This is a genomic window from Tropicimonas sp. IMCC6043 (assembly GCF_004146235.1).
In the GTDB taxonomy this organism is placed as follows: Bacteria; Pseudomonadota; Alphaproteobacteria; order Rhodobacterales; family Rhodobacteraceae; genus Tropicimonas.
This window is the reverse complement of the sequence record NZ_SELO01000001.1, coordinates 462,466-477,095: the sequence shown is the minus strand read 5'-3', so window position 1 is coordinate 477,095 and position 14,630 is coordinate 462,466. Positions and strand designations below refer to the sequence as shown.

At 67.3% G+C, this 14,630-nt stretch carries 14 protein-coding genes; 5 read left to right on the top strand and 9 right to left on the bottom strand.

Going from position 1 to position 14,630, the window contains the following annotated elements:
* Window positions 1–89: 89 nt before the first annotated feature.
* The 5 genes from EU800_RS02210 to EU800_RS02190 all read right to left on the bottom strand — a co-directional run bounded on the left by EU800_RS02210 (window position 90) and on the right by EU800_RS02190 (window position 5,308).
* Entirely contained in the window at window positions 90–992 is a 903-nt protein-coding gene (locus EU800_RS02210; protein ID WP_129628069.1) for an N-carbamoyl-D-amino-acid hydrolase, read from the bottom strand.
* Window positions 989–2,203 (bottom strand): diaminopropionate ammonia-lyase, encoded by a 1,215-nt coding sequence (locus EU800_RS02205; protein ID WP_129628067.1) that lies wholly within the window; start codon window positions 2,201–2,203, stop codon window positions 989–991. The genes EU800_RS02210 and EU800_RS02205 overlap by 4 nt, the downstream gene beginning before the upstream one ends.
* Window positions 2,204–2,252: 49 nt before the next feature.
* Entirely contained in the window at window positions 2,253–3,290 is a 1,038-nt protein-coding gene (locus EU800_RS02200; RefSeq protein WP_242500364.1) for a DctP family TRAP transporter solute-binding subunit, read from the bottom strand.
* 204 nt (window positions 3,291–3,494) lie between these two features.
* Window positions 3,495–4,778: a TRAP transporter large permease gene (locus tag EU800_RS02195; protein ID WP_129628065.1), complete on the bottom strand. Its 1,284-nt coding sequence runs from the start codon at window positions 4,776–4,778 to the stop codon at window positions 3,495–3,497.
* Window positions 4,778–5,308 (bottom strand): TRAP transporter small permease, encoded by a 531-nt coding sequence (locus EU800_RS02190; protein ID WP_129628063.1) that lies wholly within the window; start codon window positions 5,306–5,308, stop codon window positions 4,778–4,780. Before EU800_RS02190 ends, EU800_RS02195 begins: the two co-directional genes overlap by 1 nt.
* A gap of 323 nt (window positions 5,309–5,631) precedes the next feature.
* Between EU800_RS02190 and EU800_RS02185 the strand changes: the two genes are divergently transcribed.
* Genes EU800_RS02185 through EU800_RS02175 form a run of 3 tightly spaced genes read left to right on the top strand, consistent with a single transcriptional unit; the run spans window position 5,632 to window position 8,035 of the window.
* A complete protein-coding gene (locus EU800_RS02185) occupies window positions 5,632–6,240 on the top strand; it encodes an ABC transporter substrate-binding protein (RefSeq protein WP_129628061.1) in 609 nt (202 codons plus the stop codon).
* Window positions 6,237–6,920, top strand: coding sequence for an ABC transporter ATP-binding protein (locus EU800_RS02180; protein WP_129628059.1), 684 nt, complete (start codon window positions 6,237–6,239; stop codon window positions 6,918–6,920). Before EU800_RS02185 ends, EU800_RS02180 begins: the two co-directional genes overlap by 4 nt.
* Window positions 6,917–8,035, top strand: a complete 1,119-nt coding sequence (locus tag EU800_RS02175; protein ID WP_129628057.1) for an ABC transporter permease — start codon at window positions 6,917–6,919, stop codon at window positions 8,033–8,035. Before EU800_RS02180 ends, EU800_RS02175 begins: the two co-directional genes overlap by 4 nt.
* Before the next feature lie 128 nt (window positions 8,036–8,163).
* On the opposite strand, the gene EU800_RS02170 is transcribed toward EU800_RS02175, so the two are convergent.
* Window positions 8,164–10,203, bottom strand: a complete 2,040-nt coding sequence (locus EU800_RS02170; RefSeq protein ID WP_242500360.1) for an ASKHA domain-containing protein — start codon at window positions 10,201–10,203, stop codon at window positions 8,164–8,166.
* 369 nt (window positions 10,204–10,572) lie between these two features.
* Between EU800_RS02170 and EU800_RS02165 the strand changes: the two genes are divergently transcribed.
* Window positions 10,573–11,352: a DUF2189 domain-containing protein gene (locus tag EU800_RS02165; protein ID WP_129628053.1), complete on the top strand. Its 780-nt coding sequence runs from the start codon at window positions 10,573–10,575 to the stop codon at window positions 11,350–11,352.
* A 43-nt stretch (window positions 11,353–11,395) separates the two neighbouring features.
* On the opposite strand, the gene EU800_RS02160 is transcribed toward EU800_RS02165, so the two are convergent.
* Window positions 11,396–12,292, bottom strand: a complete 897-nt coding sequence (locus EU800_RS02160; protein ID WP_165354536.1) for a LysR family transcriptional regulator — start codon at window positions 12,290–12,292, stop codon at window positions 11,396–11,398.
* A gap of 96 nt (window positions 12,293–12,388) precedes the next feature.
* Here EU800_RS02160 and EU800_RS26705 point away from each other — a divergent pair, with 96 nt between their 5' ends.
* Window positions 12,389–12,613, top strand: a complete 225-nt coding sequence (locus EU800_RS26705) for a hypothetical protein (protein ID WP_165354535.1) — start codon at window positions 12,389–12,391, stop codon at window positions 12,611–12,613.
* Window positions 12,614–12,721: 108 nt separating this feature from the next.
* On the opposite strand, the gene EU800_RS02155 is transcribed toward EU800_RS26705, so the two are convergent.
* Complete coding sequence (locus tag EU800_RS02155; protein WP_129628049.1) at window positions 12,722–13,219, bottom strand: polymer-forming cytoskeletal protein; 498 nt, start codon at window positions 13,217–13,219, stop codon at window positions 12,722–12,724.
* Window positions 13,209–14,531 carry a M23 family metallopeptidase gene (locus EU800_RS02150; RefSeq protein ID WP_129628047.1) on the bottom strand — a complete coding sequence of 441 codons (1,323 nt, stop codon included), beginning with the start codon at window positions 14,529–14,531 and terminating at the stop codon, window positions 13,209–13,211. Before EU800_RS02150 ends, EU800_RS02155 begins: the two co-directional genes overlap by 11 nt.
* Window positions 14,532–14,630: the final 99 nt, after the last annotated feature.

The window sequence follows — 14,630 nt, the reverse complement described above, 5'->3', positions numbered from 1 at the left end:
GAGGGGAGACCCTTCGGCACGAACGTTACGGCGCTGGAAAAGGCGTGGAAAAGGCCACAATGAACAGGAGTTCATGAATGGCCGACCGCTTATGACGTCAGCAGCCCGTATTCCTCCGGCTGACGATGGCGCGCGAAATTGAACACGTTCTTGCGGATCTCGGCGCAGCGGTCGAGATCGACCCGGGCGGTGATCACCTCGTCGCCGACGCCGGAGGCGCGTGCCAGAACCTCGCCGGTCGGCGCGACGATGACGCTGCCGCCGATCAGGTCGCAGCCCTCCTCGCGCCCCGCCTTGGCGCTCGCGACCGCCCAGAGACCGTTCTGGTAGCATCCGGCCTGGATCGACAGCTCGTTGTGGAAATACTGCAAATGGTCGTGCTCGGGCGCGGGCGGGTAGTGCAGCGGCGTGTTATAGCCGAGCGCCACAAGTTCCGCGCCGCCGAGGCCCAGCATGCGCCAGGTCTCCGGCCAGCGGCGATCGTTGCAGATGCACATCCCGAGCGTGCCGCCCATTGCCTCGAAGGTCGGAAACCCGAGGTCGCCCTTCTCGAAATACCGCTTTTCCAGATGCTGGAAGGGCCGCCAGGGCTCGTGTTCGTCGTGGCCCGGAAGGTGGATCTTGCGGTATTTTCCGGCGACCTTGCCCGTCGCGTCGACGAGGATCGCGGTGTTGAAATAGCGCCCCTCCGGCGTCAGCTCGGCATAGCCGAGATGAAAGGCGATGCCGAGCTCGGCGGCCAGATCGAAGAGCGGGCGGGTCTCGGGCGACGGCATCTCGGTCTCGAACCAGCGGTCGAGATCGGGCCCCGGTTCGAGGAACCAGCGCGGAAAGAAGGTGGTTAGCGCAAGCTCGGGAAAGACGACCAGGCTGGCGCCGCGCGCATGGGCCTCGCGCATGAGCGTCATCATGCGATCGACGGCGGAGCTCCTCGGCTCGTCACGGGCGATCGGGCCGAGCTGGGCGCTCGCGGCAATGAAGGATCGGCTCATGTCAGCTCTCCGGCGATGATCCGTTCGTAAAGTTCGGGATCGGTGTTGCCCTCGGTGCCGAAGACCAAGGCGCGGCTGTCGGGGCCGAGGCCGAGCGCGGCCCGCGCCTCCGGATGTTTTATCGCCGCGGCGAGCCCGGCGAGCCCGGCCACGGCGCTCTCGCCGGCGATGATCGCCGGGTCCCCGGGCAGCGGGTCGGCCAGTGCGCGCATTTCCCGGAAGGCGGCGGCATCGGGCAGCGCCATGACCGCATCGGCATGGGTCTCAAGCACCTCCCAGGCGAGCGCCGAGACCTCGCCGCAGGCGAGCCCGGCCATCATGGTGTCGAGATCGCCTTCCACGGCGGTGGGCACTCCGGCACGGATGCTCTCGAGCCAGCAGGCCGACTGGTCGGGGTCGCAAAGCACGATCGTCGGGCGCGCATCGCCCCAGCGGCGCTTTGCCTGGGCCGCGACCGCCGCGGCCATGCCGCCGACACCGGTTTGCAGGAAGACGTGGGTAGGGGGCGTCCCGAGCTGATCGAAGGCCTCGGCGGCCATCAGCTCGTAGCCCTGCATGACGTCCTTCGGGATCTCCATATAGCCGGGATAGGACGTGTCGGAGACCACGAACCATTCTTCCTTCATGGCGGTTTCCTGGGCTTCGCGGACACTGTCGTCGTAATTTCCCGCGGTGCGGCGAACCTCCGCGCCATAGGCCTCGATAGCCGCCTTGCGAGCCTCAGAGACGGTGGCATGGATGAAGATCACGCATCTCGCGCCGAATGCCTGCGCGCCCCAGGCGACGGACCGGCCGTGGTTGCCGTCGGTGGCGCAGCAGACGGTGATGCGCGAGACATCACGCGCGCCGCTGACGATCTCGGACATCGGAACAGGGTTGCCGAGGGCGGTCTCGACCTCGCGCTGCAGCAGCCGGGCCACCGCATAGGCCCCGCCGAGCGCCTTGAAGGAGCCGAGGCCGAAGCGGCCAGCCTCGTCCTTGTAGGCGAGGGACGCAATTCCGAGCTCTGCGGCGCGGCCGGGCAGGGCGTGCAGCGGCGTGACGGCATAGCCGGGCCAGCTCGCGATCGTCGCCCGGGCGGTCTCGAAGGCGGCGTCGCTCAGGATCTCGTTCTGGCGCGCGGTCCAGGGCGCCGTCCGGCTGGCGCTCCGGTTGAGCCGCAGCGTGAAATCCGTTGCCGTTCCCGCGTTCCGCGCAATCTCGTCTGTCATCTTTGCCCCTCGAATTGTCCGGGCGGCCGGGCCGCCCGGACGGAACCGCTCAGAACGCGGCTTTCTCTTCCTCGATCGAGCCGAGCAGGGCGTCAAGCATCTCGATGCCCTCGGCGCCGTATTGCTCTTCGATCAGGGCCCGCACCGCCGGCTGTGCAGCCTCGGCGAACTTGGCCTGCTCCTCGGGCGGCACGACGTTGACTTCCATCTTCTCGGCGAGCTTGGGCAGGCCGTTCTGCGAGGCCTCGATCGTCCGGCTCATGCCGCGTCCGGCCTCGGTGGCGACATACGAGGCCCAGTTGACGAGGTTCTGCTGCTCGGGCGTCAGGCCGTCAAAGAACTCCTGGTTCATCGTCCAGATATAGGGCGTGATGACATGGTTGGTGATCGAGAGGTATTTCTGCACCTCGTCGAACTTGGCGAAGGCGATGATCGGCACCGGGTTCATCTGGCCGTCGGCGACGCCGGTCTGGAGCGCGGTATAGACCTCGGCCCAGGGCAGCGGCGTCGGCTGACCGCCGAGCGAGGAGATGATCGCCTCGTGGGTCGGCAGCGTCATGGTGCGGATGCGCAGGCCGTCCATGTCGGCCACCGAGGTGATCGGCTTCTTGGAGTTGGTGAACGCGAAGAAACCGCCCGAGTCGATCAGGCCCAGAACCTTGAGGCCGGTCTTCGCCTCGAGATCTCCGACGAATTTCTCGCCGAAGGCGCTGTCGGTGGTGATCACCTTGGAAGCGACACCGATATTCGGGAAGGCGAAGGGGATGTCGAAGACACCGACCAGCGGGTAGTGCTGGGCAATGCCGCCAGCGGAGGAGATGGTGCTCTCGACGAGGCCGCCGCGGACCTGCTCGATCACCTCGTTGTCCTTGCCGAGCTGGCCGTTCGGGAAGAGCTGCACCTCGATGGCGCCGTTGGAATTGCTCTCGACGAGCGACTTGAACACGGCTGCCATGGTGCCGGAATGGCTCTGGAACGGATCCTCGGGGTTCAGGTGCGCCAGCCGGATCGTCACGTCGGCGGCAAGGGCCGTGGTGGCAAGGCAGGCGGCGGCCAGGCCCATTGCGGCGGATCTCATGAGGGTCATGATGTGGGTCTCCTGTTGGTTGGTCTTGCTTGGTTCAGGGTGGAGGGACGGTCCCTCCGGGGCGGAAACCGATCGGCCGGCCGGCATGCGCGGCAGCCGAAGGGTCAACGAAGAAAAACGACACTCTATAAGACATTGACTGTGCCGGAGCGCCGTCCTGCCTCATGGCGGACGCGCACACCGGCCCTGCCACGGCCCGACCGCTCACAGGCCCAGCAGGCGCGGCACGAACAGCGTCAGGTCCGACCAGAACGCCACGATCATCAGGATCGAGACCTCGGCGAGGATGAAGGGCCAGAGCTCCTTGGTGATCGCCTCGACCTTCTCGCCGGTGACCGAGGCCAGCACGAAGAGGCAGGCGCCGACCGGTGGAGTCATCAGCGAGATGTTGAGCGCGAGGATGATCATGATGCCGGCATGCACCGGGTCCATGCCGATCTGGAGCGTCAGCGGTGCCAGCACCGGGGCGAGGATGATCAGCGTGGCGTTGATGTCCATCACCAGGCCGATCAGCAGCAGCAGGATCAGGATAAGCCCGATGATGACCCATTTGTTGTCAGACAGCGAGAGCATGCCGCCGGCGATCGCCTGCGGGACCCGATTGAAGGTCATCCACCAGCCGAGGATCGAGGCCGAGGCGATGATAAGGAAGATCACGCCGGTGATCCGCGTGGTGCGCACGGCGATCTCGTAGAGGTCGCGCCATGTGAGCGCGCGGTAGATCACGCCGCCGACGAAGAGTGCGTAGGCGACCGCGATTGCCGCGGCCTCGGTCGGCGTGGCGAAGCCGCCGAGAATCGAGCCGAGGATGAAAACTGGCAGCAGCGCCGCGAGGAACCCCTCGCGCAGAGCGCGTGCCACGTTGCAGAGGTGGAACCGGCCATGGCCCTCGGGCAGGCCCTTGGCTCGCGCGGTGAGCGCGATGACCGCCATGCAGATCACGCAGATCAGCAGGCCCGGCAGGATGCCGGCGGCGAAGAGCCCGGCGATGGAGACGCCCATGATCGAGCCGTAGATGATCGCCAGCGTCGAGGGCGGGATGGTCGGGCCGATGATCGAGCCCGCCGCCGTCACCGCGCAGGCATAGGGCCGCGAGTAGCCGCCCTTCTGCATCGCCGGTACGAGGGTGTTGCCGAAGGCCGCGCTGTCGGCAGTGGCCGAGCCGGTCAGCCCGGCGAACATCACCGAGGCGACCATGTTGGAATGCGCCATGCCGCCGCGCATCCAGCCGACCAGCGCGTCGGCAAGCCGGACGAGGCCCTGTGTGATGCCGGAGCGGTTCATGATCTCGCCGGCGAGGATGAAGAATGGCATCGCGAGGAAAGGAAAGAGGTCGAGCCCGGCGAAGACGCGGTCGGGCGCCATCGTCATGAATTTCGGCCCCATGTCGAAAATGCCGACCATGCCGGCGACGCCGATCGCGAAACCGACCGGCATGCCGAAGGTGAGCAGGCCGAAAAAGGCGATGGGAACCAGATACACGCCCATTACTCGGAGCCTCCTGCCAGGGTCTCGCCGGTGGTCACGGGCGCGCGGTCGGTAAAGGCGTCGTGGATCGCGACCAGGGCAAGCTGGATACAGGCAAGCCCGGCGGCGAGCGGCACGCCCATGAAGGGATAGCCCTTGGGGATGGAATAGATCATCGTCAGCCGCGAGAAGCCCTTCCCGGCAAACGCCAGCCCGTGCCAGAAGAGCAGGAAGAAGAAGGTGAAGGCGATGACGTCGAAGGCCACGGCAAGGGCGCGGCGGGTGGGCGCGGGCAGGCGCGAGAAGACGAACTCGACGCCGATATGCTCGCGATAGGCGATCCCGGAGGAGACCGCCAGAAGCGCCATCCAGATCATCAGGTAGCGCGCCAGTTCCTCGGTAAACGTCAGCGGCAGCGGAATCACGTAGCGGACGAGCACGCCGAGCCAGACGTCAAGCACCAGCACTACCAGCAGCACGACACATGTAATCTCCACCACCTTGTTGAGGCGTCGGCTCCAGGTGCGCGCTGTCGCTGCAATATCTGCCATTCCGATCCCTGGGTCGCGTTTCAGGAGGCGAGCCTGACGCCGGAACGGGCAATCGCAATGCAATCTCCCGCAAAAGTGGCATCCGGACACGATTCTGCCCATGATTATGGCAGCAACTCCGCTTGCTGTGCGGAAATTCCGCATGTAGCGAAGGATGCCCACCAGACAGCCGGTTCGCAGGCGGGCTCGGTGGCCGAGGCAATGGCCGTAATTTCCCGGTACGCGCCCATCCAAACGTCGGCGGGATCTGCGGCGTCGGGCGCCCTTCACGGAGAACCGATCTGCGGCTAGCTCTGGGTTGCACTCGGCACCGGGACCCACGCGTGAAGACCGCCATCAAGCCATTTCGACCTCTGGGCCTGCTGCGCGGCGTGTGTCTGGCCGGTCTTCTGGCGTGTCTCGCCACCGTCACGGCGGCACAGTCCATCGACGCGCAGGCGGCTGCGCTGGCGGGCCAGTTCGACGCGCTCTCGCGGCGCAGCGACCTCGACACAACGGAGCGTGCGCGCGAATTTCTCGGCATCATGGAGCGGGGCTTCGACCTCGACCACATGGCGCGGCAGGCGCTCGGACCGGATGCCGAACCGGATCCGGATCAGTGGCAGGACTATCGCCGCGCCTATCGCGCGCATCTCTTTCACGGTCACCTGAAATCGCTTGAGCTCGGGCCGAGCCGCTCGGAGGTCCTCGGCCATCGGCCCGCCGCGGGCGGGGGCGAGGTGATCGGGCTCAGCGTCCGGGCCGGTTCGCGGGTATCCCAGGTGGTCTGGCTGACCTGCCCGGAGCCGGGCTTCCGCATCTGCGATGTCGAGGTCGACGGCATGCGGCTCTCCGTGTGGTCGCGCGACAGTTTCGCACCGGCTCTGGCGCGCCTGGGCTGGCGGGGTTTCCTTGAGAGCCTTCGGCGCGGCGATCTGGTCGAACTTCGATGAGCGGGGTCGCCCTCACCGCCGATGGGCTGCGCAAATCCTTTCGAGGCGGCCGCGTGGTGGGGCTCGACCGGGTCGATCTCGCCGCGCCTGAGGGCGCGCTCATTGCCATAACCGGTGCCAGCGGCAGCGGGAAATCGACGCTTCTGCACGCCCTGGCCGGGCTCATCGCGCTCGATGGCGGCAGCGTCGAGGTTCTCGGCCAGCGGCCGCGGCGCCGCGCCGACTGGACGCGGCTGCGGCGCGATGCGATCGGGATGATCTTTCAGGAGGACTGGCTGATCCCGGGGCTTTCCGCGCTCGAGAACGTGGAGCTGCCGCTGCTTGGCACCAGCCTCCCGGCGAAGGATCGCCGCCGGCGCGCCGAGGACCTGCTCGAGCGAGTCAATGCCGGCGGCTTCGGTGACCGGATGCCGGGGGAGCTCTCGGGCGGTGAACGGCAGCGGGTCGCGGTGGCGCGTGGCCTGGCGAACCGGCCGCGAATCCTGCTCGCCGACGAGCCGACCGGAGAACTCGACAGCGCCAACAGCCGCGCCGTGATCGACCTGATCACGGAGCTCCACCGCAGCGAGCACCTGACGGTGTTGCTGGTCACCCATGACGAGAGCATCGCCGCCGCCTGTCCGCGCCGCTTCGTGATGCGGGACGGAAGCGGCGCTTTCGAAGGGAAGGGGAGGTCATGACGCTCTGGAGCCTCGCCCTGCGCAACCTTGCCGGGATCAAGCCGCGCGTCATCGCCACCATTGCCGGGATCATGGTCTCGATCGCTTCGCTGGTGGCGCTGGTCGGGATCGCGCGCGGCGTGGAGGGCTCGCTCGGCGACTCGCTCGACGCGCGCGGCACCGACGTCATCATCACCGAAGCCGGCGCGCTCGACCTCATGTCGTCGATCCTGCCCGACAGCCTCGCCGCCGAGATCGCCGCCCGGCCCGGCATAGCCGCGGCTGCTTCCGAGATCGCCCGCATCACCTCGCTGGAAGACGGCAGCGGCGTGGCCGTGGTCGGCTGGGCACCGGAGAGCTTTGCCTGGGATGGCCTTGAGACGATCGCCGGGCACCTACCGCGGGCCGGGACAGAGGCGGTGGCCGTCCTCGGCCAAGGGCTCGCCGAGCGCGGCGGGCTGGCGCCGGGCGACCGGATCACGCTTTTTCAGACCGAATTCACCATTGCGGCGGTCGTCTCGGCCAACTCGATGCTGGCCCGGAACCTCGTCTACCTGCCGCTCGGAACGCTGCAGGCGCTGACCTTCCGCGAGGGACTGGCCACCTCTGTCCTTGTCCAACTCGCCCCCGGCAGCGAGGCCGAGCGCGATACCACGCTGCGACGGCTGCGCGCGGACTATACCGGCTTCGCGGTCGAACCTTCGGAGATTCTCGCCCGGCAGTACAGCGTCGCCCGGGTGGCGCGCGTGCTGTCGATGGCGATTTCGGTGATCGCCCTGCTGAGCGCCTTCCTCGTCACCTTCAACACGATGTCGATGGCCGTGACCGAGCGGCGCGACGAGATCGCGATCATGTCGGCGATCGGTCTGGCGCGCTGGCGGATCGTCACGCTGATCGTCGGCGAGGGGCTGGCGTTGGCGCTCATCGCCGGCGCGCTCGGGTGCGGGCTCGGGCTGGTGGCGGCCGGAGTGCTCGCGCGGATTCCGGCCGCGGCCGGGCTGCTCTATCCCGAGATCAGCGCCGGTCTTCTTCTTCAGGCGCTGGCACTGGCGGCGGCGACCGGAGCCCTCGGCGCGCTGATCCCCGCGCTTGGTGAAACCGCGCGGCCGCCGGCAGCGGTTCTGCGCGGCAAGTGATCAGGACCACGGAAAGGAGCGCGCGAAGGCTGGTCGGCAGCCGTCGGAGTGGCCGCGGCAGGGGCTCACCCACCGGGAGCGGGGTGACGTTGTTGGACGAAACCGGCCGGTCGTCGGGACGCCGCATCTCAGACGCGACGCCGACGTCTCCGCCCGCCGCCGTCTCCACCGCCGCTGTTGAAGCTCACCTGTGGCAGCGGGGCGATCTTCGCGAGGTTCGGGAAAGGATCGGTCGCATGGGGCAGGGCGTTCGCGGCGACGAAATGCTCCTGGAAGCGCGGTTCGATGGCGGTCTCGACCTTGGTTATCTTGCGCACCTCCGTCTCGATCTCGCGCCGCGCCGCGCGGTTCAGCAGCGCGATCCGCGCGCCGGTGCCCGCGGCATTGCCGGCAGAAGTGACAGCCTCCAGCGGCACGTCCGGGATCATCCCCAGCACCATTGCGTGTTTCGGGCTGATATGGGCGCCGAAGGCACCGGCGAGCACGACGCGGTCCACCTGGTCGACCCCCATCTCGTCCATCAGCAGCCGCGCGCCGGCATAGAGCGCCGATTTCGCGAGCTGGATGGCACGGATGTCGCCCTGCGTGACGGTGATCCGCGGCCCGCCATCCGGCGTGCCGTCATGGACCAGATAGGCATGCGTGCGGCCATCGGGCTCGGCGCGCGGCGTGCCGGTCTGCTCCGCGGAGCCGATGAGCCCCGATGCGTCGAGCAGCCCCGCCATGCGCATCTCCGCGACCGCCTCGATGATGCCGGAGCCGCAGATGCCGGTGATGCCGGTCACCGCGGTGGCGGCGGAAAAGCCGGGATCGTCCGACCAGAGATCGCAGCCGATGACGCGAAACCGCGGCTCCTTGCTCTCGGGGTCGATTTCGATGCGCTCGATGGCGCCGGGCGCGGCGCGCTGGCCGGAACTGATCTGCGCGCCTTCGAAGGCCGGACCGGTGGGCGAGGAGCAGGCGAGCACGCGGTTGCGGTTGCCGAGCAGGATCTCGGCATTGGTGCCGACATCGATCACCAGCGTGAGGTCGTCGCGCTTGCCCGGCGCCTCGGCGAGCGCCACGGCCGCGGCATCGGCGCCGACATGGCCCGCGATGCAGGGCAGGACATAGGCCCGCGCCTCCGGGTGGATCTCCGTGAGCCCGAGTTCGCGCGCCGCCAGCGACAGCGCATCGGAGGTCGCGAGCGCGAAGGGCGCCTGGCCAAGCTCCATCGGGTCGATGCCGAGCAACAGGTGGTGCATGACCGGGTTGCAGACGAACACCGTCTCGACAATGCGGCCCGCATCGATTTTTGCCTCCCCGGCGGTTTCCAGCGCCAGCCGGTCGAGCGCCGCGCGCACCGCCGCCGTCATCTCGGCCGCGCCGCCGGGGTTCATCATCGCGTAGGAGACCCGGCTCATCAGGTCCTCGCCGAACCGGATCTGCGGGTTCATCAGGCCCGCGGAGGCGATGACGGCGCCGCTTGCGAGATCGCACAGATGCGCCGCCATGGTGGTCGAGCCGAGGTCGATCGCCAGACCATAGAGCGGACCCTCCTCGTAGCCCGGCCAGAGGTCGAGAAGCCGCGCCGGGCCGTCATCCGGCTGGTGCAGGGCACAGGTCACCTGCCAGTTGCCCGCGCGCAGCACCGTCTGGAGTTTTGCCAGGACCGGCAGCGGCACTTCGCCGAGCGTGACCTGCCAGCTCTCGGCGAGCGCCTTGGCGAGGCGCTGGAGATCGCCCGAGGGCTCGTGCATGTCGGGCTCGGCCACCTCGATGAGCAGCAGCCGCGTCGCGGGGTCCATCTCGATCACGCGTTCGGCAGCGGCCTTGCGGACGACCTGGCGGTGGACCTGGCTCTCGGGCGGCACGTCGATCACCACGTCCGAGAGAATCTGCGCCTGGCAGCCGAGCCGGCGACCGGACGCGAGCCCGCGCTTCTCGTCATAACGGGCCTCGACCGCGTTCCACGGCGAAAGTGCACCCTCCGACACGGTCACGCCGTGCTTTGGAAATTCTCCGACACCGGGGGTCACCTGGCATTTCGAACAGATGCCTCGGCCGCCGCAGACGGAGTCGAGATCGACGCCGAGCTGCCGCGCCGCGGTCAGCACGGGCGTGCCCCGCGGCACGCGCCCGCGCCGGCCCGAGGGGGTGAAGATGACGAGCGGGTCTTTTTCGGTCACGGGCGGATCCTGTCTTGCTCGGCCGGCCTGTCTACCGGTCGCGGCGTCCTGAACATTTCGGGGGCGTCGCCCCCTTGCGCCGTTCCGGCGATTTCCGGGCTTATCGGCCAAGTCGCCGCGGATATCAACGCCGCCGCCGCCACGCCGGGAGAACGGGTAACGGCGCAGCGGCAGCCTTGTCCTTGTGTTTCCTCGGCCACGACGGCCGGGAAGGATGGAGGGCGATGCGACGGGGCGTTCGATCCGGACATCGCTTTCTGCCGGGGCGGATGGAAATCCGTGCACCGGCAAAAAAAAGGCGTGCATCCTCCTCAGACTGCGCCATTCTGTCCGGACCTGTTTGCCATCAGCCGGGAGGGGAGGCCCGACATGACAGACACGACCGAGATCCAGGCGTCGCCGCGCCCGGAAATCGCCAGGCTCGACCGCAGCGATATCGGCTACGCGCTCGCGATGGGCTGGAAGGATTTCCGTATTGCGCCCGAATTCGGGCTGGTCTTCAGCGGGGTCTATGTCCTCGGCGGGCTTTTCCTGCTCTTCGTCTCGGGCGGCTTCGCCACCCAGACGCTGATCCTTGCGCTCGGCTTCCCGATCCTCGCGCCCTTCGCGGCGGTCGGGCTCTACGAGACGAGCCGGCGGATCGAACAGAACAGGCCGCTCGATCTCTACCAGATCTTCGGCGTGATCTGGAAGGAGAAGGACCGGCAGATCCCCTGGGTCGGGGCGATCATCGTGTTCTACTTCCTGTTCTATTCCTTCCTCGCCCACATGATCTTCGCCCTCTTCATGGGGCTCTCGGTGATGACCAACGTCTCGTCCTCGCTTGATGTCTTCCTGACGCCCAACGGGTTGACGATGATCGCGGTCGAGCTCGGCGTCGGCGGCGTGCTGGCCTTCATCCTTTTCGGCCTGACGGCCTTCTCGTTGCCGCTGCTGGTCGACAAGGAGATCGATTTCATGACCGCGATGTTGCTCAGCTTCGAGGCGGTGCGGCTGAACATCGCCGTGACGCTGCCTTGGGCATTCATCATCGCGACGATCGTGCTCCTGGCCATGATCCCGGCCTTCCTCGGGCTCTTCATCGCGCTGCCCGTGTTGGGGCACGCGACCTGGCACCTCTACCGCCGGGCCTTCATCCACCCCGAATGATGCCGCCGCCCTGTCTGCCGGGTCCGTACTCCTGGGGGGATCCCTATTTGAAGATGGCGGCGTAGCGTGGCGCGAAGAACTTCGTGAACGCCTTCACCTCGGGGCGGCGATAGGCGTCCGGGGACACCAGCATCAGGTGTTGAGCGGACATCTCGTTCGGCGGCGGGAAACAGCGGATGAGCCGCCCGGCGGCCTCGTGCGGCTCCGCAAGCCTCAGATTCTGGACTCCCAAGCCGTGTCCCGCAAGGATCGCGGCTTCCAGCAATTCGATCTCGCCGAAGGACATCACGATCTGGTCCGGTTTCACATGCTGTGTGAGCCAGTCGTGATATACGGCCGGGGCACCTTTCGGCTCGTAAGTGACGAAGACATGCCCGTCCAGATCGTCGGGCGAGGCGGGAAGCCCCCGTCGTTCGGCATAGCTCGGCGCCCCGAAAAGGGTGAACTGCGCAACGCTGATCTTGCGGCAGATCAGCGACGGGTCCGGCGCTTTCCTGCTGATGCGCAAGGCGATATCGGCCTCGCCGGCCATGAGGTCCAGCGGCTTCACGCCAGGCAGGAACTCGAAACGGATGTCGGGATGCAGGGCGAAAAAATCGCTGAAGACCTTGGCCACGCGGGGCGAGAAATTGGCCGAGAAGGCGGTAATGCGGATCGGCCGGGGCCGGGTCAGGTCAGTTGCCCGGTTGGCAAAGGCGTCGGCCGCCGTCTCGAGCGCTTCGGCGAGCGGCAGGAGCGCGGTGGCCGCCGTGGTGGGGTGGAAGCCGCGACTGTCACGTTCGAACAGCACGAGGCCGGTCTCGTGCTCCAGGGCCTCGATGCGCCGGGCGACGGTCGGCTGCGCAATCGCCAGCTTGCGCGACGCGGCAAGGGTCGAGCCTTCCCGGATCACCGCCAGGAAGATCCTTACGTCCGACCAGTTGCGGAACCGGCTCTTCATTTCTGTAGAACACCACAACGTTGCGCCCGATACCAGCGCCTCGTGGCCCCCGGTAGCATGACAAATGATCCGAACGGCGTTGAAAGGACCCGAGACATGACATCGCTTTCCCTCTCCCCGGCCGGCATGTTCAGCCGTTTCCTGCTGCTCCGCCGGCGCCCTGGCGTGATGCCGCGACACAAGCCGGCTCTGGCGACCCCGCAGGAGGAGGAACGGCAGCGGCGGGAGGTGGTTCAGGACATGTTGGAGAACCGTCCCGAATTCTTCTCCAGCCACCTGGATGTTGAGACCGCGATGCAATTCTTCCCGGAACGGATCTGAACCCGGGGCGGCCCGGAGCATCCGGGGCGTTTTCGTAGCGTCAGGCCCAAAAAGAACGAGCGGCGCCGCAGCGCCGCTCCGTCACGTCCGCATCGGACAGGTCTTTGATTAGGCGTCGGAACTCGACGAGGAGACCGGCTTGGCAAGCTGCTTCGGCGCTGCGCTCAGCGGGTCGTCCTGGCGCTGCACCGAGCCCTCGAAATGGGCGCCGCTCTCGATCGCGATGGTCTTGTGAATGATGTCGCCCTCGACCTTCGCGGTCGAGGTCAGGCGGACCTTCAGCCCGCGCACCCGGCCGGCGATATGGCCGTTGATCACCACGTCGTCGGCGATGCACTCACCGCGGATCGTTGCATTCTCGCCGATCGTCAGCAGGTGGGCGCGGATGTCGCCCTCGACCGTGCCCTCGACCTGGATGTCGCCGGAGGTCTTGAGATTGCCCGTGATCGTCAGGTCCGAGGACAGCACCGATGCGGGCGGCTTCGCCTTGGGCGCCGGCTTGGACTCCATGCCCGGCACGGCGGGCTTCTTGGCCGGCTCCGGCGCCTTGGAGGTTTCGGGGTCCTTTGCCGGTCCGGGCTCGTTGATTCGGCTCTTAGAAAACATCTCTGGCTGCCTTGATAAAGTTCATCGGATTCACGGCGCTTCCGTTTACGCGAACCTCATAGTGCAGGTGCGTGCCGGTCGACCGTCCGGTGTTTCCCATATCACCGATCCTCTGGCCTTTCGAGACCCTTTGGCCTTCCTCGACGCGCAAGCGCGACATGTGGCCATACCAGGTCTCGACCCCGAAATCGTGCCGGATCTTCACCATCCGGCCGTATCCGGACATCCAGCCGGCCTTGGTCACCACCCCGTCGGCGGTGGCGTAGATCGGCGTGCCGTGGGCGGCGGCGAAATCGGTGCCTTCATGCATCCGGCCCCAGCGGGGTCCGAAAGGCGAGGTGAAGCGGAAACTGTCGCGCAGCGGCATGCCGAAGGGCGCCTTCTCGGCGGCGATCCGGTAGAGGTTCATCTGGTCGAGCCCCCTCAGCAGCGCATTGGCGCGGGTTTCGTCGGGCGACGGCTCGGTGCCCTTGGTCGAAAACGATATCGGAGTGAGCGGGCCACCGGTGCCGGAATAGCCGCGCTTGACCGCGTCGAGCAGGCGCTCGGGCGGCAGGCCGGCCTTGGTGAACATCTTCTCCAGCGGTTCGACCGAGACCGTCAGCGCCTCCTCGAGTTGGGTGAAGATCTGGTCGTTGCGGTCGAGGATCAGGTCACGTTCGTATTTCGCCGCATCGGCCTCTTCGAGGGCAAGCGCGGCTTCTGCCTCCTTGTCGTCGCGCTCGACGGCGGTGCGCTGGAGCGCATCGTTGAGGAAGGCCAGCGTCGCGTCGACTTCGGCCACGGATGTGCGCTCGGCCTCGGCCGCCGCACGGCCTTCGAGCACCGCCACGACCTCCTCGGTCTCGGCGCGCGCGGCGTCGCGCTCGTTCATGGTTTTGCGCAGGGTGGCCTGGATGACGCCGATTCCGGTCTCGAGCTCGCGGCGGCGATCTTCCGATTCCAGAAGCTGCGACTGCATCGCGGAGATCTGAGTCAGCGCCGCGTTGAACCGTTCATGTGCTGCCAGAGCCTCGGATTCGGCCGCGTCGCGGGCCATCGAGAGCGCGTTCAGACGATCCTCGTAGAGCGCCTGGTCGCGGCGGGCCTGTTCGCGGATATTGCCGGCGCCGATGCTTTCCATCAGCAGGATCGAGGAGGCGAGAATAGCCCAGGCGACAAGCGCCGATGAGCCGAAGACGATCAGCGCCTGAGTGCCGGGGCGCAGCCGGATGAACCGGGTCTGCTCGCTGTCCGAACGCAGGAACAGCCGCTGCTCGGGAAACCATCGCTCGAAGAAAGTGTGAATGCGGTTATTAAGTCGCGTCTGCAAGGCCCGTCCCGTCCCCTGGATCTGTCCCACCTGGTCGGACCTTCGCCAATCCCCATCGGAAGGTCCCAAGAGGCCCTTACGGCCCGCCCGGAAAACGTG